The sequence below is a fragment of the Agarivorans sp. B2Z047 genome, from assembly GCF_023373605.1.
Lineage (GTDB): Bacteria > Pseudomonadota > Gammaproteobacteria > Enterobacterales > Celerinatantimonadaceae > Agarivorans > Agarivorans albus.
Genome location: NZ_CP088080.1, coordinates 4,964,441 through 4,983,205, shown reverse-complemented (window position 1 = coordinate 4,983,205; position 18,765 = coordinate 4,964,441). Strand labels below are relative to the sequence as shown.

18 protein-coding genes are annotated in these 18,765 nt (G+C 45.2%); 7 read left to right on the top strand and 11 right to left on the bottom strand.

Annotation, left to right across the window (positions count from 1 at the left end):
- Positions 1-10 precede the first annotated feature (10 nt).
- Positions 11-550, bottom strand: coding sequence for a YfaZ family outer membrane protein (locus LQZ07_RS22960; RefSeq protein WP_016402095.1), 540 nt, complete (start codon positions 548-550; stop codon positions 11-13).
- 279 nt (positions 551-829) lie between these two features.
- Here LQZ07_RS22960 and aqpZ point away from each other — a divergent pair, with 279 nt between their 5' ends.
- Positions 830-1,528 carry an aquaporin Z gene (aqpZ, locus tag LQZ07_RS22955; protein WP_016402094.1) on the top strand — a complete coding sequence of 233 codons (699 nt, stop codon included), beginning with the start codon at positions 830-832 and terminating at the stop codon, positions 1,526-1,528.
- Between the two features lie 200 nt (positions 1,529-1,728).
- Positions 1,729-2,796: a TRAP transporter substrate-binding protein gene (locus LQZ07_RS22950; protein ID WP_152785771.1), complete on the top strand. Its 1,068-nt coding sequence runs from the start codon at positions 1,729-1,731 to the stop codon at positions 2,794-2,796.
- A 62-nt stretch (positions 2,797-2,858) separates the two neighbouring features.
- On the opposite strand, the gene LQZ07_RS22945 is transcribed toward LQZ07_RS22950, so the two are convergent.
- Entirely contained in the window at positions 2,859-3,812 is a 954-nt protein-coding gene (locus LQZ07_RS22945) for an NADPH:quinone reductase (protein WP_152785769.1), read from the bottom strand.
- Positions 3,813-4,836: 1,024 nt separating this feature from the next.
- On the opposite strand from LQZ07_RS22945, the gene LQZ07_RS22940 reads away from it, so the two are divergent.
- Positions 4,837-5,277, top strand: a complete 441-nt coding sequence (locus tag LQZ07_RS22940) for a hypothetical protein (protein ID WP_152785767.1) — start codon at positions 4,837-4,839, stop codon at positions 5,275-5,277.
- A gap of 11 nt (positions 5,278-5,288) precedes the next feature.
- Complete coding sequence (locus LQZ07_RS22935; protein WP_152785765.1) at positions 5,289-6,455, top strand: acyltransferase; 1,167 nt, start codon at positions 5,289-5,291, stop codon at positions 6,453-6,455.
- Between the two features lie 75 nt (positions 6,456-6,530).
- On the opposite strand, the gene LQZ07_RS22930 is transcribed toward LQZ07_RS22935, so the two are convergent.
- The 9 genes from LQZ07_RS22930 to soxR all read right to left on the bottom strand — a co-directional run bounded on the left by LQZ07_RS22930 (position 6,531) and on the right by soxR (position 16,645).
- Positions 6,531-7,115 (bottom strand): DNA-3-methyladenine glycosylase I, encoded by a 585-nt coding sequence (locus LQZ07_RS22930; protein ID WP_152785763.1) that lies wholly within the window; start codon positions 7,113-7,115, stop codon positions 6,531-6,533.
- On the bottom strand, positions 7,115-8,740 hold the full coding sequence (locus tag LQZ07_RS22925; protein ID WP_152785761.1) for a succinylglutamate desuccinylase/aspartoacylase family protein: 1,626 nt from the start codon (positions 8,738-8,740) through the stop codon (positions 7,115-7,117). The genes LQZ07_RS22930 and LQZ07_RS22925 overlap by 1 nt, the downstream gene beginning before the upstream one ends.
- Positions 8,741-8,814: 74 nt before the next feature.
- The gene (locus LQZ07_RS22920) at positions 8,815-10,011 is read right to left on the bottom strand and encodes a methyltransferase (protein ID WP_152785759.1); all 1,197 of its coding nucleotides are present in this window, start codon (positions 10,009-10,011) and stop codon (positions 8,815-8,817) included.
- A gap of 9 nt (positions 10,012-10,020) precedes the next feature.
- Positions 10,021-10,617: a YitT family protein gene (locus LQZ07_RS22915; protein ID WP_152785757.1), complete on the bottom strand. Its 597-nt coding sequence runs from the start codon at positions 10,615-10,617 to the stop codon at positions 10,021-10,023.
- 155 nt (positions 10,618-10,772) lie between these two features.
- The gene (gene purD, locus LQZ07_RS22910; protein ID WP_152785755.1) at positions 10,773-12,062 is read right to left on the bottom strand and encodes a phosphoribosylamine--glycine ligase; all 1,290 of its coding nucleotides are present in this window, start codon (positions 12,060-12,062) and stop codon (positions 10,773-10,775) included.
- An 85-nt stretch (positions 12,063-12,147) separates the two neighbouring features.
- Complete coding sequence (purH, locus tag LQZ07_RS22905; protein WP_152785753.1) at positions 12,148-13,740, bottom strand: bifunctional phosphoribosylaminoimidazolecarboxamide formyltransferase/IMP cyclohydrolase; 1,593 nt, start codon at positions 13,738-13,740, stop codon at positions 12,148-12,150.
- Positions 13,741-14,035: 295 nt separating this feature from the next.
- Complete coding sequence (locus LQZ07_RS22900; protein WP_152785751.1) at positions 14,036-15,799, bottom strand: diguanylate cyclase; 1,764 nt, start codon at positions 15,797-15,799, stop codon at positions 14,036-14,038.
- A 128-nt stretch (positions 15,800-15,927) separates the two neighbouring features.
- Positions 15,928-16,104 (bottom strand): DUF6435 family protein, encoded by a 177-nt coding sequence (locus tag LQZ07_RS22895; RefSeq protein WP_016402081.1) that lies wholly within the window; start codon positions 16,102-16,104, stop codon positions 15,928-15,930.
- Between the two features lie 79 nt (positions 16,105-16,183).
- Positions 16,184-16,645, bottom strand: a complete 462-nt coding sequence (soxR, locus tag LQZ07_RS22890) for a redox-sensitive transcriptional activator SoxR (RefSeq protein WP_152785749.1) — start codon at positions 16,643-16,645, stop codon at positions 16,184-16,186.
- A gap of 128 nt (positions 16,646-16,773) precedes the next feature.
- On the opposite strand from soxR, the gene LQZ07_RS22885 reads away from it, so the two are divergent.
- The 3 genes from LQZ07_RS22885 (at position 16,774) to LQZ07_RS22875 (ending at position 18,756) form a co-directional block, all read left to right on the top strand.
- Positions 16,774-17,193, top strand: coding sequence for a VOC family protein (locus LQZ07_RS22885; RefSeq protein ID WP_194164221.1), 420 nt, complete (start codon positions 16,774-16,776; stop codon positions 17,191-17,193).
- Between the two features lie 122 nt (positions 17,194-17,315).
- The gene (gene zntR, locus LQZ07_RS22880; protein WP_152785747.1) at positions 17,316-17,723 is read left to right on the top strand and encodes a Zn(2+)-responsive transcriptional regulator; all 408 of its coding nucleotides are present in this window, start codon (positions 17,316-17,318) and stop codon (positions 17,721-17,723) included.
- Positions 17,707-18,756 carry an SO_0444 family Cu/Zn efflux transporter gene (locus LQZ07_RS22875; protein WP_152785745.1) on the top strand — a complete coding sequence of 350 codons (1,050 nt, stop codon included), beginning with the start codon at positions 17,707-17,709 and terminating at the stop codon, positions 18,754-18,756. Before zntR ends, LQZ07_RS22875 begins: the two co-directional genes overlap by 17 nt.
- The last annotated feature ends 9 nt before the right edge of the window (positions 18,757-18,765 follow it).

Here is an 18,765-nt window from a genome sequence, read left to right as displayed (position 1 = left end):
CTTTTCTTGTTTAGAAGTTAAAGGCAGCACCAATATATAGGCCCTTAGTAAAATCTAAATCGGGTTCGTTAGCGTAACGGAATTGAATAGCGCGATAGCCAAGGTATACATCTGCCTGCGGCATGATTGAGTAAGCAATCTTGGCGTCTAAATCGTAGTAACGGTTTAGCTCGCTGCTCGTTAATACCGAAGGAGCATAATAAGCGCTGCCCGATATTTTTAGGTTTTGGGCAACAGCAATGCTGTAATCGCCACCAATGGCGAAGGCATGTGGGTTTTCACGGTGGTTAGCCCACAGTTTGGTAAATTTTGCGCCAATGGCAAATTTATGGATGTCTTGTTGGTGAGTCGCTTTTATGCCGAAATCTGCTAAATCACCCTCTGGGCGAGAGTACATGTAGTTAGCTGACATCTCTGCGCCAGGTGCAATTTGCGTTGCAAAACCTGTTTCAAAAACGTCGTTATTAAGATCAAACTTAATTGAACTCGCCAAGGCTGCGGTACTACTTACAGCGAATAGACTCGCCGCTAACAAAGAACGCTTAAACATAATTCTCCTACAATAAGCTCTAATCAGACAAAAACGCGGCGATCATACCATTTATCTAAGTTATTATCTGATTACATTGCATTTATCGAATATAAAATCTAACAAACCTAAGTCTTCAGGTTATTTACACAAGCTGCTTAAGCACTGCGTTAAGCTTTTAAAACAAAGTAAATCACTTATCTGTAGCAAAAATCAGTGACGATGCTAATTGTGGCCTATAGTTAGGCTGCAGCAAGATGACTTGCATTTGTCACTAAATGTTTGAAAAGGAGAGCAAACATGCCGTTGTTTAATCGATTAATTGCCGAAGGGATCGGCACGTTTTGGTTGGTATTAGGTGGATGTGGTAGCGCAGTTTTAGCCGCAGCCTTTCCAGAAGTAGGTATTGGTTTAGTAGGTGTTTCGATAGCCTTTGGTTTAACCGTGCTGACTATGGCCTTCTCCATTGGCCACATTTCCGGTTGTCATTTAAACCCTGCCGTTACCATAGGCTTAACGGTTGCTGGGCGTTTTTCTAAAGTTGATGTGTTTCCTTACATTTGTGCCCAGTTACTGGGTGGCTTTGTGGGGGCGATTATTTTGTATTTAATTGCCAGTGGTAGCGGTGATTACGACCTAGCAAGTCATGGTTTGGCCAGCAATGGCTACGACATGCACTCACCGGGTGGTTATACATTAGTGGCCGCATTGGTATGTGAGATAGTGATGACCTTTATGTTTCTATTCATTATTTTAGGTGCCACCGATGAACGCGCACCAGCGGGGTTCGCCCCTATCGCAATTGGCCTGGGTTTAACTCTTATTCATCTGATATCTATTCCGGTTACTAATACCTCGGTTAACCCAGCACGAAGCACCGCCCCTGCGCTAATTGAGGGTGGCATTGCCTTGGGGCAACTTTGGTTATTTTGGGTAGCTCCTATTATTGGGGCTGTGTGTGCTGCACTTATGTACAAGCAAGTGTCGGCTAAAAACTAGCTGTTTATTCGGTTCAACACTTTAAAGCCTTTCTTATTTGAAAGGCTTTTTTATTGCGCTTGGTTTAGGGCTTAAACGCAGTATGAGTCAGGCTAAGGCTCTGTTATCATTCTGTTAATGAAACTAAAGTATGACTTTAGGTTTCAGCGACACAACATAATAATAATCACTAAAGTACTACCTACACATAAGGATTTATCATGAGAAAAGGATTGCTCTGTTTTACTGCGTTATTGGCGAGCTGTTTTTCTATTAATGCTATTGCAGAAGGCAAGGTTTATAAGCTTAAGCTGGCTGAATCTTGGCCAACTAAATTTCCGTTGCTTGATACTGGGGTGCAACGTTTTGCCAAAATGGCCGAACAGATGTCGGATGGCCGGCTGGTGATTCGTGTTGATTCTGCCAACAAGCACAAAGCGCCTTTGGGTATTTTTGATCTTGTAAAAAGCGGCCAGTATGACATGGGCCACTCGGCGTCTTACTACTACAAAGGTAAAGTGCCTAACACCATGTTTTTTACCACAATGCCTTTTGGTATGACGGCGATGGAGCAACACGCTTGGTATAGCTATGGTGGTGGCAAAGAACTAATGGCGAAGGTGTATGAGCCTCATAACTTGCTAACCTTTCCAGGTGGCAATACTGGGGTGCAAATGGGCGGCTGGTTTCGCAACGAAATTAACAGTGTAGGTGATCTACAAAATCTGAAAATGCGTATCCCAGGTTTTGCTGGTGAAGTGCTGGCTAAACTAGGCGCTACGCCAGTGAACATTCCGCCAGCTGAGTTATATACCGCACTTGAGCGCAATACTATTGACGCCCTTGAGTGGGTTGGGCCTTCGCTAGACTTACGCATGGGTTTTCACAAAATTGCCCCTTATTACTACACTGGTTGGCATGAGCCAGGTTCAGAGAACATGTTTCTTATGAATAAAAAGAAGTTTGAATCTCTACCAGCAGATTTGCAGGCCATTTTAGAAACGGCAATGCGCGCCACAGCCTTCGATATTTATGTAGAAGCCACAGCAATGAGCACCAATAACTGGGCAACCATGTTGCAAGAATACCCAGACATTAAAGTGCGCACCTTCCCTAAAGAAGTTCTCACTGCATTGAAAAAAGCCAATGATGAGTTGCTAGCGGAACACGCCGCTCGTGATCCATTAGCTAAAGAGATTATCGAGTCTCAGCAAAGCTTCACTGAAAAAGCGCGTGCTTACACACTTATTTCTGATCTTGGTTACCTAGAGAGCACCAAAGATTTGTAAATAGCGGATAATAAAAAAAAGCGGCTTAAGCCGCTTTTTTTGTACTTGATATTGGTTACTGGTTACTGGTTAATTTGAATAACAATGTTACCAGTAGCACCTGCTTGCATAACTGCTTGATGGGCTAAAGTGGTATCGGCCAACTTAAAGCTTTGGCTTATTACAGGACGCACAAAACCGGCTGTGGCACCCGCATATATTGCCGAGTGTATTTGAGTAAGCTGTTTGCTATCGGCATTTGCTAGCGCCATACCCATTACGCAGGCGTCTCGCGCCATTAGATCGCGCGGATTTATTTCTACGCTGCCGCGACTACCTATTATTACTACTCTTCCACCTTTATTAAGCAAGGGGAGGTCATCGCCTAGGTTTTGATTTGCCAGCATCTCCAAAATGACATCAACCGCTCCGGCTTGTTGTAGTGCTTGATAATGTTCTGTTTGGTGGTGATTGGCCACAAGGTCTGCACCTTGTTGTTTCAATAAGGCTAAACCTGCATCACTACCTGCAGTAGCAAATACTCTGCATCCTGCCGCCTTGGCTAATTGAATTGCCGCCAAACCTACTCCGCCACTAGCGCCATGAATCAACACTGTTTCTGCTGCATGAGCCTTAGCGCGAATAAACAAAGCACGCCAAGCTGTTGCGTAAGGTGTACCTAAACAAGCGCCTTGTTCAAAGCTTAAGCCATCGGGAAGGGGATGAACTTGCTGTGGGCTAGCTAAACATAATTCAGCACTGGCGCCACTTATGGTGCCTGCACAATACACGCGTTGCCCTAACTCGAAGCCTGTTACCTTAGCGCCCAACTTTACAATAGTACCTGCGGCGTCTTTTCCCGGGGTATGGGGAAACGTAGCGGTGTAATTGTTAGTACCAGCAACGATGTAAGTATCTACAGGGTTCACGCCAGCGGCCTCAACCTTTATGAGGATCTGCTCGGCATTTGCTTGTAAGTCGTCAATTTGGTTAAGGCTAAGTGTGTCGCCATGATGTTGAGCTTGGATAGCTTGCATTGTTACTCCTTTTATTTAGGGGCGTTGTTTTTTCCTAGCGTAGCTCAATTAATTGCAGGAAAAGCTGAGTGAAGTAACAGCTTAATGATCTTTTTGCTGTTAGTTAGCAAAGAATTTTTGAATAGCGTGCTAAAAAAAATGTAATGAAAGTGTTTTCAAAGAGGTGGTTTGGTAATTTTATTACTAAAAGTTAAATTTAATAATATAAAAATTAAATTTCATAATGCTAAATGTGCGTTGTGTCGCATAAAATTAAAACCGTAAGAGAAAGTTAGTAACAAAAAGCATTTGCCAGAGGTTATTTTCTTTCAGAATTAACTTAAACATAAAGGTGAACATATTATGGAATTATTCGGATTATATTACGCTCTTCGTGCTAAAAACGTTAACAACGAACAAACAGTAGCTCAACGTAGCCGCTAGTTAAACAAGTAACAATAGGAAACAAATTATGTACGATTTATTTGGATTAGTAGCCCTTAACTACTTTGGATACAACAAAACTGAAGAACAAAAACTTCAAGAACGTAGCCGCTAAATTTAACACTAATATAGAGAGAATGATTATGATGGATTTTATGGGTTGGGTTGCACTAAGCTACCTACAAAACAAAAAAACTGAAGAACAACGCATTGCTGAATTAAGCCGTTAATTTCAGAACAACGCTAAACCGAAATAGTTAAATAGAAATAGTTTTACAGTAAGAATGATGTAATCGCCGATCAGGCGAACCGGCTCTCCTCAACCTCCCTGAGGAAGCAAATACAATCCCTAGTAGTATTTTTCAATCAACAACTAGATTTGAATCTTCCCACAACTAATTACTTGAAAGTTACAACCTAGATCCCGATTAGCTATCCAACTCGAGATACTCTTTAAAAGCCTCAATTCGAAGCAGTTTTTTTCATGGCGGTACGAATTTTTCTTCGATTTAAGAAAAATTATATTGTTTGCTCGCAAAACCAGTAATCCGGCTGCTTAGCTTGACCTAGTTGTGGAAAACTACACCTAGGAGGCGAGCCTATGTTGAAATCAACACAAACTATCCCATGGTCGTACTTAAGACGTTTATGCTTGCTTAGTCTTGTTATGAGCTTGGCATTGCCTTTATATCGGTGGTGGCTTAATGACCGGCCTAAAGTTGTAGAGCAAGATCGGGTAAGCCAGGATGCCAGTGCCTTTTTAGGAAAGTGGCAAGGCAGTTGGAGTGGTGTGGTGGAATTTACCATTGATTTTAAACACCAGCCTAATGCGCAGCAGATTGAAGTGGTACTGCAACATGTCGCCAACGCTGCTTTGGGTATAGACGACAAGCCTCGGCACTTTATTGCTGATTTTAAACAGGGTGAAGTGTCTTATCGCGATACTGACTACCAAACTCGATATTGGTTTAAAGGAAGCGAGTTATGGGCCGAATTAACGGGTAAACAGCACGCTATCACCGTTATGAGTCGAGTAAATTGATCGGGGGAAACATGCATAGCTTACGTGGTTTCGATGGGATGAGAGCCCTAGCTTGTTTAGCTGTACTTGCGCATCACTTAGCACAACGCTTAGATTCTCATCACTGGTTAGTTAAGGGTTTGCATGCTGGTGAGTTAGGTGTGAGTTTGTTTTTTGTGTTATCTGGGGCCTTGTTAGCTTACCCATTTTGGCAAGCGCATTTTTCTGCTCAAACTCTGCCACGCATTAACGAGTACTTAAAACGAAGAGCCGCTCGCATCATTCCAGCGTATTACTTGGTGCTGCTTGTTAGCGTTTTATTAAACATGCTAATTGCGCCTCAAGATTATGCCTTGCCACGTCTATTAGCTGGCTTAAGCTTCATTGCGCCTTATCACTACATTAGTTTTTTCCCCAGCGATATAAACGGTCCGTTATGGTCAATAGGCTTAGAGGTGAGTTGTTACTTATTGCTGCCGCTTTTATTGATGCCGCTGTGGCGACGTAAAACAGCAAGCTTGAAAGTGGCAATAGCCTGGGGAGTTGCGTTGCTAATCGTAATGCAGTTATTGCATTACTTAATTGTTCTACTTTTTATGACCGACCAAGAAGGTAAAGGTTGGAAGTACGGAATTATTGGCGGAGCAAAACAGTGGCTGCCTTACTGGAATGTAGCCAGTTTTATGGGGCAGTTTTTGTGTGGTGTTATCGCTGCTGCCGGTATTGCTTGGTATGAAAAGCAACAGCAGTTGAGGCATTATTATTTTGATCTGGCTTTTCTCGGTGCCTTTGGTTTGGCTACTTGGATGAGCTTAAATTATTTGGTTCCTGGGGCGCCTAGCCAAAGCCTTGGTCAAGCTTATTTGGCCCCTCTATTTTCGATGTTGTGTGCTGTCGCTTTGCTGGCCACCCATTTTAGCCGTTATTGCAGCTGGCTGTTAGATAATCGCTTGTTCTCCCACATCGCAACTTTATCCTTCGGTATTTATCTTTGGCATTATTTGATTATGGAGATAATTCGTATTTTGTGGGTGCAGCAATACCATTATATGGGCATGGAGGACATCGCTTTTGGTTTGCAAATTGGGGCATTGGTAGTGTGTTTGTCTTGGACTATTGCCGCTTTAAGTTTCTACTTGTTGGAAAAGCCGATACTTAACTGGGCTCGTGGCTCAAACAAGATGAGTGGCAGCGCCTAGGGGCTGTTCATGAAACGTTATCTCTAATAGTGATAATGCTCTGCTCCCATGGCTTAGTTGTTATGTTGGCCGTTATTATCGACGGCCTAGCTCAAGGCATTCTTGGTATGCGTGGCAATCAACGAGGTGATCATTCACCATGCCTACTGCTTGCATAAATGCATAACAAATAGTGGGGCCGACAAAATTAAAGCCCGCCTTTTTTAGCGCCTTCGACATGGCTTGTGATTCGGCAGTTTCTGTGGGGATGTCGGCCATGCTGGTCCAGCTATTTTGAATGGGTTTCCCACCAACAAAACTCCACAGGTACTCACTAAAGTCGATGCCTTGTTCTTGCATCGCCAAGTAGCTCTTGGCGTTGCGGATCACCGAATTAACCTTGAGCTTGTTGCGAATAATGCCGGGGTTTTGTAGTAGCTCTTCAACTTTAGCTTGGTCAAACTTAGCGATCTCGCTAGGCTCAAAATCCGCGTAGGCTTGATAGTAAGTCTGCTGCTTACGCAGGATGGTGATCCAAGATAAGCCAGCTTGCTGCCCGTCTAAGCAAAGTTTGGCAAATAAGTCCTTAGCATCGTAGATCGGACGACCCCAAACTTGGTCATGATATTGCTGATAGAAGGGGTCATCCCCGCACCATGGGCAGCGTTGCTGTTGGCTCATTATCCATCCTCATCTTCGGGTTGCGGCATGCGCTCTTCCGGAATAGGTTCGAGAACAGGCGCGGGGTCTGTAGCCGGCTGAACAGCTGTTGCTGGCTCTGCTGGAGCCGCTTCGCTTGTGGCTCCAGGCTCTTCAACGCTTGCTTCTTGGTTTGCGCTGTTTTGACTTGGCTCGGTGGTCGTTTCCGGTCCTGCGGCTTCAGTTGCTGCTGGCGTTTGCTCGGTTTGCTGCTCGCTATCGATCGCAGGCTGCTCTGCTTGGCCTTCAGGCATGCCCAATTGTTCAGCATTTTGCGCGGCCACTTGTTTCTTAATTTGCTCGCCTTCTTGTTCTAGGTCTTCAATGGTCCGACGCTCACCTAGGTTGAAGATGGCAAAACCAGCACTCACTACCTGGTTCTGAGCACGGCCAATCACCACTGCATTAAAGGGCGAGAAGACCTCTTCTACATCATCAGTAATGGGGTTGGAGATAGTGCCGAGTAGTTGGCCTTTGTTTACTCTAGCACCCAACTCGACCCTGTTTAACAGGATGCCGCCATCACGGGCTCGTAACCATTGCGAGGCATAAAACACCGGCTGCGGTGAAGACCAAAAGAACGAACGTGGCAACATATTCACAGAGCTTAAATAACTCTGCACTGCTTTAACTCCTGTATCTACTTGCTTCTCGTCCACAGTGTAGGGGCCACCTACTTCCATCACTACCGTAGGAATGCCAGCTGCGGTAGCTGCACCGCGCAAGCTGCCCGAAGGGGCAATGCTTTGTAGCACCGGAATGGCACCAAATTGGTTGGCTAACTCAGAGACTTCTGGAATGGTTAAATCTGCGCGAAGCTGAGTGAGGTTTTCGCGAAACATCGATCCTGAATGCAAATCAACCAAGCTGTCGCAGTGTCGAATAATGCTATTGAAAAGGCTGTAGGCGACTCGCGAAGCGGTTGAGCTGTTTGGGCTACCTGGGAATGCACGGTTTAGGTCACGACGATCAGACATATAGCGATCTTTGCGAAACAGACCATCAATATTTACCACTGGCACAGAGATAACCGTACCTTTTAGTTGCTCAGGTTCCAGCTGCTTAACCACCCGGCGCGCTATTTCTACGCCGTTTACTTCATCACCGTGTACCGCCGCAGTGATACAAACGCGTGGACCAGGCTCTTTACCGTGTATAACTACCACTGGGGTGGCTAGCTCAAAGCCGCCTGGCAGGTGGCCAGAGTACCAGTCTAGGGTGGCGCTACTGTTTGGACTAAGCTCGGTATTGAGTAAAGACAGTGGCCCCCAAGTTTCTTCCTTTGGCGGTTCTTCGGTAGTTTGGCTGGCGCTGGCTTGGTCTGTTTTACCAGCTACGATAGGAATGATTGGCTTAGGTGGTTCGGGTAAAGCCAGTTCTGCTTGCGGTTCGCTACCGCTGCCTGCTTCAGCTTCAACTGAATCATCTTCTGTGTTTGGCTCTGTTAAGTTCGAGTCTACTTCTACTTGCTGATGGCTAATCTCTGTTGTGGTTTCTTCTATGTCAGAAAGCTTTTGATCGTAGAGTTCTTCAAATTGATTTTCTTGTTCTGTCGCAGCGGCACTGAAACAGAAACATAACAAAACCAAAATTAAACGGCGTGACATAGCGTCTCCAAAGTTTGAACAAGCGACAATAATTATCAAGCCGCGAGTGTAGCAATTAAAAGTGTAAACCAGAGTTAGCTGAGCTGCGCCTGTATTAATACATTACGTGGACTGGTTTTAAAGGGAAAAAGTTCCATTAATCCAACTTGATAGCCCTGTTGTTGAAGAAATAAACAACGGTCTAACAATAGCCAACGCTCCATAATAGGACGAAATAGCAGTTGTACTAACTCGAGTTGCCTTACTAACAAGTGGCGTTGTTGGCCTTTTTCCAGGTAAAGCTGTTGATCAAAAGTATCGGGAAAGCCTATTTGATGTTGTTGACAAGCCCACCGCGCAAAGTCTGCAAACTGGGCATCTTGACTGAACCACTGCTTACCAACAGAAGGCAGCGCTTGGTAGTGTTCGGTGTTAGTGAGCTCTTCGCGTAAGCTTTGATAACTGAGTCGCCAGTGTATTTCGCGCTGACGTAGAGTTTGTACTCGCTGCCCAGAGGTGACCGATTGCGCCACCGCCAATCGTAAATCGGTTTTGCTTAAGGTAAGTGCACTTTGCTTAGCCAGCTTTGATAAAGGCTGGTAGTGAGAGCTGTTGATTAAATGATAACAACAGGGACAAATACTGAGTTTTTGCGGCTTATGATTTGCAGCTAAGCGCAGTAGCTGCAGATGTAACTCCCCACAGGCATGCAAGGCTACCGCATGTTGCTTACTTTTGAGGTGCTGTTGGGCGTTTGGCTCAAGTACATCGCAGTGATGAAACTGTTGTGGCAGTCTAAGTTGATTAGCTTGTTGCTGGCCGCTGTCACACAAACTTGCTTGCCACTCTAAACTGGTTATTGGCAATTGATGGTGAAAGCTAATTAAACGCCCTAAATGCCCTTTGCCGGCGCACCACTCCAGTATTGGTAAGTTTTCACCTTGTAGCTGTTCGCTAAAGGCTTGAATTTGTGCTGCCTTTCGCCCCTTTATTCCATTTGTTAACCAAAAAGGGGTCTCCAAATCGGCGCTTATTGCCGCTTGGGGTTGCCATAATTCTAAACATGGCTTTAGCTCGGGGAAGTACTTAGCAAACAACCCTACCGCTTGTTCTGGGGATTGTTCAAGTTGTTGAATTTGCGTTGTGTTTAAGTTTTTTACTTGGTCCACTAACGCTTGGTTTTGCCAAGGTAAACAGTGTTGCTGAAAAGGGCTGAACTGCCAATATTGGTGGTAGCCTTGGAGTAATTGGTCGTGCTGGAGAAAAACCGCTTCGAGTGATTGATTAAACATAGCGAAAGATTAAGACAACCCTTGGTAGCGACCACTTTTGTGATTAAGTGCAATTACTATGTTCAAGGCAAATGCACCAGCAATAGACCACAGTAACACACTAAGTGGCACTAAGAAGTAAGAGGCGGTTACTATCACCACATCTAAGCCCATTTGCACATGTCCAGCACGAATCGAAAAACGCTTTTGTAGATACAGAGCTAAGATGTTCACACCGCCCAAACTGCCTTTATGGCGAATTAGAATAAGCATGCCAGTGCCGATTAAAAATCCACCGCTCAGTGCCGCATAAATCCTATTGAGTTGGGCGATGTCGATGACTAGATGCATGTAATCAGTAAACACCGACACTAAAAGTACACAAGCTACGGTTCTAAAAGTAAAGGCTGCCCCCATTTTGGCAAAACCTAGTACAAAAAAGGGCAGATTTATGAGCAGGAACATTTGCCCAAAAGACAAATTCATAAATTGGCTGGCAAGCAAGGCTAAACCGGCGGTGCCGCCGGTAAGAAGTTGGGTTTCTTTAAAAAAGAACACGCCTAAGGCCACCATGGTAGTGCCAATAAGCAAGGCTAATATATCTTCTAGCCAATTATGCTGTTCCATAAATATCTCTAGTTAATACCGACAAGTGAATAATAGCATCGCTGTTTGACAATTGAGATAAAGAACTGCCTGGGAGATATAAAACAAAAAAAGCCACTGCAAATTTTATTTACAGTGGCTTGATATATCGCTTGTTGCCAAGCGGCTTGGTTTACTTAGCTTTTTTCGCGGGCGATTGCGCGGTAACCAATATCGTTACGGTGGAACATGCCATCCCAAGATACTTTTTTCACTAGCGCATACGCATTTGCTTGGGCTTCGGTAACGTTGTTACCTAGAGCGGTAGCACACAATACGCGGCCGCCGTTAGTTACAATGGTGCCGTCTTTTTCGCTAGTACCTGCATGGAATACTTTAGCGCTACTGGTTTCTTCGCTAAGGCTTGGCAGTGTGATTACGTCACCTTTAGGGTAAGAGCCAGGGTAGCCAGCAGCAGCTAGCACTACGCCCATTGCTGCGCGAGGATCAAACTCGGCAGTTTTAGTATCCAATTTACGGTCAACAGCTGCTAAACACAGTTCAACAATGTCAGACTGCATACGCATCATAATTGGTTGAGTTTCTGGGTCACCAAAGCGGCAGTTGTATTCGATGATTTTTGGCGAACCGTCAGCCATAATCATCAATCCAGCATATAGGAAGCCAGTGTATTCATTGTCTTCAGCGGCCATGCCTTTAACCGTAGGCATGATCACTTCATCCATTATGCGCTGGTGGATTTCTGGGGTAACCACTGGAGCTGGCGAGTATGCACCCATGCCGCCAGTGTTCAAGCCGCTATCACCATCGCCAACACGTTTGTGGTCTTGGCTGGTGGCCATTGCCAATACGTTGCTGCCATCTACCATTACGATGAAGCTGGCTTCTTCGCCATCTAAGAACTCTTCGATTACCACGCGAGAACCGGCTTCGCCAAAGGCATTATCGGCAAGCATATCTTCAATAGCGGCAATTGCCTCGGCTTCAGTCATAGCTACAATTACGCCTTTACCTGCAGCTAAACCATCGGCTTTAACCACAATGGGGGCGCCTTGCTCTTTTACGTAGGCAATCGCTGGGGCAACCTCAGTAAAGGTTTGGTAGTAGCCAGTTGGAATGTCGTGACGGGCTAAAAAGTCTTTAGTGAATGACTTAGAGCCTTCTAGTTGAGCAGCTTTTTCAGTAGGGCCAAAGATTTTAAGGCCTGCGGCTCTAAAGGCATCAACCACACCAATAACCAATGGCGCTTCTGGACCAACAATGGTGAGTTCAACCTGGTTTTGCTGAGCAAAGCTAAGTAAGGCAGCAATGTCTTCTACGCCAATGGCTACGTTTTCTAGCTTAGGCTCTAGTGCAGAACCGGCGTTACCTGGGGCAACAAATACTTTTTCAATTAAAGGAGATTGCGCAGCCTTCCATGCTAGAGCATGTTCGCGGCCACCGCCGCCAATCACAAGTACGTTCATGTTTGTCTATCCAATACTGAGTAAACGGGGCTTGGCTTACCAAGCCTAAATACAAAACAGCCAGCGCGAGGCTGGCTGTGGTTTTTTAGTGGTAGAAGTGGCGCATGCCAGTGAACACCATGGCCATGCCATGTTCATCGGCTGCTGCAATTACTTCGTCATCACGCATTGAGCCACCAGGCTGAATCACACAAGTTATGCCAGCTTCAGCTGCTGCGTCGATACCATCGCGGAATGGGAAGAATGCATCCGATGCCATTACGCTGCCTGCTACTTCTAGCTTCTCGTCGGCGGCTTTAATACCAGCAATTTTAGCGCTGTATACGCGGCTCATTTGGCCAGCGCCCACGCCAATAGTCATGTTGCCTTTTGCGTAAACAATGGCGTTAGACTTAACATACTTGGCTACTTTCCAGCAAAATAGTGCATCACGCAACTCTTCTTCGCTAGGCTGGCGCTTGCTCACAACGCTTAGTTCGTCTTGAGTTACCATGCCTTGGTCGCGGTCTTGAACCAATAAGCCGCCGTTAACACGCTTAAGCTGCAAACCGGTGGTTTTAGTTGACCATTCGCCACACTCTAATAAACGTACGTTTTTCTTAGCAGCAACAATTTGTGCAGCGGCTTCAGAAATTTTAGGGGCAATGATTACTTCTACAAACTGGCGAGACACAATGGCTTCAGCAGTATCGGCATCTAACTCGCGGTTAAAGGCAATAATGCCGCCAAAGGCAGAAGTTGGGTCGGTTTTGTATGCGCGCTCGTAAGCTTCTTGAATATTGCCACCTAGCGCTACGCCACATGGGTTAGCGTGTTTTACGATTACACAGCAAGGCTCGTCGAATTCTTTCACACATTCTAGTGCTGCATCAGTATCGGCAATGTTGTTAAACGACAAGGCTTTACCTTGAAGTTGAGTGGCAGTAGATACAGAAGCTTCTTCAATGTTGTTTTCAACATAAAAAGCTGCCGCTTGGTGGCTGTTTTCGCCATAGCGCATGTCTTGCTTTTTAATGAATTGGCTGTTGAAGGTACGTGGGAACTTGCTGTCTTCGTCCCCTTCTTTGTTGTCGCCGTAGCTAGGTACCATAGTGCCAAAGTAGTTGGCGATCATGCCGTCGTAAGCTGCGGTATGTTCAAAGGCTGCAATGGCTAAATCAAAGCGAGTAGCGTGAGTTAGCGACTTATCGTTGGCTGCCATTTCGGCGAGTACGCGATTGTAGTCTGATGCATTAACCACAATGGTTACGTCTTTGTGGTTTTTCGCCGCACTGCGCACCATAGTTGGGCCGCCGATGTCGATGTTTTCTACTGCATCTTCAAGGCTACAATCTGGGTTGGCTACTGTTGCTGCAAAAGGATAAAGGTTAACAACAACCATATCGATAGCATTAATGCCGTGGTTGTTCATCACTTCATCATCGGTACCGCGTCGACCTAAAATGCCACCGTGTACTTTTGGATGTAAAGTTTTAACACGTCCATCCATCATTTCTGGGAAGCCAGTGTAGTTAGATACTTCAATAACTTCGATGCCGTTTTCGGCCAGTAATTTTGCGGTGCCACCAGTAGATAAGATCTCTACACCTTGTTGGGCTAAAGATCGTGAGAATTCGATAATGCCTGTTTTATCTGAAACACTAATCAGTGCACGTCGAATCGGTCGAGCGTTTTCCATTGGGGTTTTATCCTCATTAGCAGTTACATGCGCTAGCGGTACAAGTTGCCCGAAAAATAAACAACTTAGGTTTGAGGCGCGCATTTTACAGCAAAAGTGTGAAGAATGCGCCGTTTTTAACTGAGAAATGTTGGTATGGAGGGCAAATAGAACGAAACAAAAGCTTAAATTGACCGTTACGCCAAGCGCTTAAATAGCGATAGTTGACCACTTGGTAAGCAAAAACTGCGGCTTTAGCTGGAGTATAAGCTTAAGTGACTGTTTTTCACTCTTACCCTTACCAACTAGAGCCATATCAATCTACCTTTGAGCTTGAATCGATGTGTAATGTGGATGAATCAGCTGGTGGCAGCTGAAAACGAAAGGTATTGCGGCCGTTTTGCTTGCTTAAGTAGAGTGCTTTATCGGCCAAATCTATAATCTCTGTTAAACCTATATCGGCACTTTCGGCAATGGATACGCCCACACTAATAGTGATGTGATTTTGCTTTTCTACCAAACTAAACTGGTGTGGAATTTCGGCCTTGTTAATGGCTTTTACTAGTCGCTTGGCCGAGAATTCAGCATAGTCGAAATCACTATTGCTCAAAATCGCAATAAACTCCTCGCCGCCGTAGCGAGCGATAAGATCGCCTGGTCGTTTACAAATTCCCGTAGCAATTAAGGTTTGAGCCACTTTCTCTAAACATACATCGCCAGCTGGGTGGCCATAATGGTCGTTGTATTGTTTAAAGTGGTCAATGTCGATAAGCATAATAGTAATGGGGTAGCCACCACGCTGGGCGCGTCGCCATTCTTGTTCAAGAAACTCATCAGCACAACGTCGGTTAGGAATGCCGGTAAGGCTGTCGGTAACTGCCAGTTTTTCTAGCTCGCGATAGGTGGTGCGTAGTTCCTGTTGCGAGGCTTCTAAATCCGCCGTGCGCTCTTTTACTCGATCTTCCAATACCATTCTTGCTTGGCGCAAGTCTTGTTTGGCGTTGCGTTGGCTAAAGTAGAGTAATAAAAATAAGCTCACCGCTACTAACAAAGAACTGATGATACCCAGCAGCACGATGTTGCGGGTTCGATAGTAGATTTGAAAAGCTTCGGCTTTGTCTATCTCGGTGGTTAAACCAAAATCATAAGTGGGTTGCCATGTCCAAGCTCCCACTACTTGTATCCCCCGATAGTCGGGATAGCCCTTGAGGTCGTAACTGGTAATTCCTTGGGTGGCGCTTTGGGCCATTAAAGTGAGGGTTTTACTGTTCTCGTTGTTGGTTGAGCTGGGGTCACTGATATGCAAATTGTTGATGGCATCTTGTCCTGGCTCAAGCAAGCCTAAGCGATGCAGCTGTTCATTAAAGCGACTAGCCGAAAGCATTAGGCCATTGCGATCAAAAGCGTAAGTTTCACCTGAATCCCAAATTCGACCCAATTGAGTAATTCGACTGAAATGGTCACTTTGGTTAACACTCACAATAAGTACCGCTTGTAACTGCTTATCTGCATTAAATACCGGGGCACTAAAGTACATGTTGTTACTGTGCTTAGTTTGTTGTGGCAAGCCGGTAATAAACAAGGCTTCGCCGGTGAGTACTTGCTCCATTTTGTCGGTTTTAAATTCAAACAAGGGGTGAGTTTGGTGGATGTCTCTAGACCTATTGGAATAGAGCACTTGCCCATTTAAGTCACTCAACCAATAAGCTTTATCTTGATATGTCTCCATCATCAGAGCAAAGCTTCGCTTAATGCTGGCTTCTGCGTTGGCACGCATGATTGAGGGGCTGTCTGGCTGACTAATTATGCTAGCAGAACGCACTACCGACTCTGACTGAGCGGCATTGCTCAATTCCAAAAGCCGGTGTTGAATCCAGATATGATGGGCTTCTTGAGTTGCTCGCAGTACCGTTTGCAGTGACTCTTTAACCTTTTGTTCTACTTCTTGTTCAATGTTTTCAAGCGCGGTAAAGACAATCGCCAAAATTGCCAAGCTGAATATAGACACCATTGCCACAACGGTTCCGAGCTTAATGTACTTTGTCTTAAACTGAGGTGGAACGGTGTTTCTGTCGGCCATTTGACTAGTTGTTTATGTTTGCTTGATTTTTAACCAGTATGGACGGCTTAGCGAAATGACTCAACTGTATAGAAGAAAATAACTTTTATATCAGCAGCTTGCGAAGCTGTTGCTGTGGTTTTTGTTAATTATTTTTGCTGTGATTCAAGTTGCTCTATTTCTTTCCATAGTTCGTCAGCATCGGCACTTAACATCGAGTAAGTCATAATGTCGCCACGCCGCTGAGCCAGCATTGCAGACTCCAACAATGCATCGTACTTTTGGCGCTTGCGCTTAAGTGGGTTAGGTTTTAGAAAACTAAACATAGACACTCCTTTGTTATCAACAATAGAACGCTTTAAGGCAGTAAATAGTTCTCAAGTATGCGGGAAAAAGATGACTTTTTTATGAGGACTGGTTATTGCGGTTTAAAATAACTGGTCCTTGTCCTTCGCTGGCGAGCTGGTCATCGGGGTTATAAAGCGGGCAGCTTTTCATGGATAAACAACCACATCCGATGCAGCCAGTGAGGGAGTCGCGTAAATTCTCCAACTGTTTGATACGTTGATTTAGTATCTCGCGCCATTGCTGCGAGAGCGCTTCCCAGTCGGTTTTATTAGGGGTACGTTGATTGGGTAGTTTGGCAAAAGCTGCTTTTATCTCTGCCAAACTTATCCCCATTTTTTGAGCAGCCTTAATGACCGATACTCGCCGCAGTACATCGGGATGATAGCGCCGCTGATTACCGTGATTACGCCAACTATTAATTAAACCTTTAGTTTCGTAAAAGTGCAGCGTAGACACCTTAATGCCACAGCGTCTAGCCACAAAACCAACAGACAAGGCCTGTTTAGGTCGATCTTGCATAGCTACCTCCTACAAATTTTAAAGATTAGGCAAAAAATCTCTTTACCTCAACTTAAGTTGAGGTTTTAGGCTGATAAGTACAGAAACAATAAATAGCTTTAATTAGCGCTAAAAGCGCAAAGGAGAACATGATGCAATTAGAACATCTGAACTTAGTGGTAAATGACATGCAGCAAACCTTAGCTTTTTATCAGGCTGCTTTTCCTCATTGGCAAGTGAGAGGAGAAGGTAAGCAAACTTGGTATGGGGTAGAGCGGCATTGGTTACATTTTGGCGATGATGACCAATACCTCACGTTTAACGATCAAGGGTATGGGGAGAATCGGCCGCTCGAAGGAAATCAAGTAGGTATGGCGCATTTTGCTTACATTACGGCTGATTTAGACGGCTTAATCACTCGTATGTTAAATGCAGGCTTTCAGATTCACCATGAAGGAACCCAAAGTCGCCATCGCCGTAATGTGTATTTTCGCGATCCGAATAACTTTGAAGTGGAGTTTGTTGAGTATTCTTCAGACTTGCCCGAAGAGCGTAATCGCTACGAGTAGCGCAAGGTCAAAATCACTATCCCCAAAAGCCTGATTTTTATCAGGCTTTTTTGTTTCTTTCATAAAACTCTTGACCCTATACCTAGCTACAGGGTTTATCATAAAAGAAACGGAGGATGGCTATGTACAAGATTGGTGAGCTAGCAAAGCTAAGTGGTTTAACGGTGGAAACCTTGCATTTTTACGAACGCAAAGGTTTGTTGGTGCCGACTGCCCGTGGCGAGAACCTATACCGCATGTACAGCAAGCAAGATTTAGCGCGTTTGAGGTTTATTCAGCGCGCTAAACAAGCCGGTTTATCAATTAAAGATATATTGGAGCTACTTACTCTGCGAGAGCATGCAGAAACCGCCAGCTGTAACGATGTAAGCAATGTTGTAGGGCAAAAACTGGCTAAGGTGCAGCAGCAACTAGCAGAGCTAAAAGCCTTTGAAACAACCCTTAAAACTCTTCACGATGCCTGCTGTGGCGGAGAAGAGAGTGCACGTTCCTGTTCAATACTAAAGGCCTTAGATGATGCTATTGAATAACTTTATAAACCTTTTCTTAAGCGCAGCCCCATGGTTGTTTTTGGGCTTTGTTATTGCAGCTAGCCTTAAGTTAGGCTTACCTAGCCGTTGGTTAGCCAAGCACTTGGGTAACAGCAAAGCGAGTACCACAGTTAAAGCCGCATTTATTGGTGCGCCGCTGCCTTTGTGCTCTTGTGGGGTAATTCCCGCGGCCATGGGATTGCGCCGTGCTGGCGCATCTAAAAGTGCCACTACCTCATTTTTAATTGCCACCCCAGAAACTGGAGTGGATTCAGTAGCCGTGTCTTATGCACTGTTAGGGCCGGTAATGGCGGTTGTGAGGCCAATAGCTGCAATAGTAAGTGCTATTGTAGCCGGCTTATTGGTTGGCAAAGGCGAGGACGAGTCAGCCAGCGCTAACGAAGTTAAAAGCTGTTGTAGTGGCAAAAGTAGCTGTGCCAGTGAGGCCAAGCCTTCGCCGCCGCAGAGTCGGGCAAAAGTTAATACAAAACAATGGCTGCAAAGCTTTGTAGAATTAGTGGAAGATAGTTACTTGTGGCTAGTGTTGGGCTTAGTCTTTGCGGCTCTCATTCAAACTTACTTGCCCGAAAGCTTTATGACTCGATGGGGGCAAGGATGGATCACCATGGTGGTAATGGTGTTGGTGGGGATCCCCATGTACATTTGTGCCACTGCTTCGACCCCAATTGCCGCGGGCTTAATTATTGCGGGTATTTCTCCAGGAGCTGCCTTGGTATTTATGTTGGCTGGCCCAGCCACTAACATCGCAACACTAATGTTGGTTCGCCAAGAAATGGGCATGCGGGCATTAGTCGCTTATTTGGTTGGGGTGGTTGCTAGTGCTATGGCATTTGGTTGGGGATTAGATTGGGCAATTGCTCAATGGCAGTGGCAAGTAAATCCAGTAGAGTGGCAAGAACATCAACTTGTTACTAGCTGGTGGGTCTTGAGTAGTAGTGCTGTGATTGCAGCATTGATGGCTATTGCGGGGATTAAAGATGCACGGCAGCGCTGGTTTAGCGCTACCGTATAAAACTAAAGA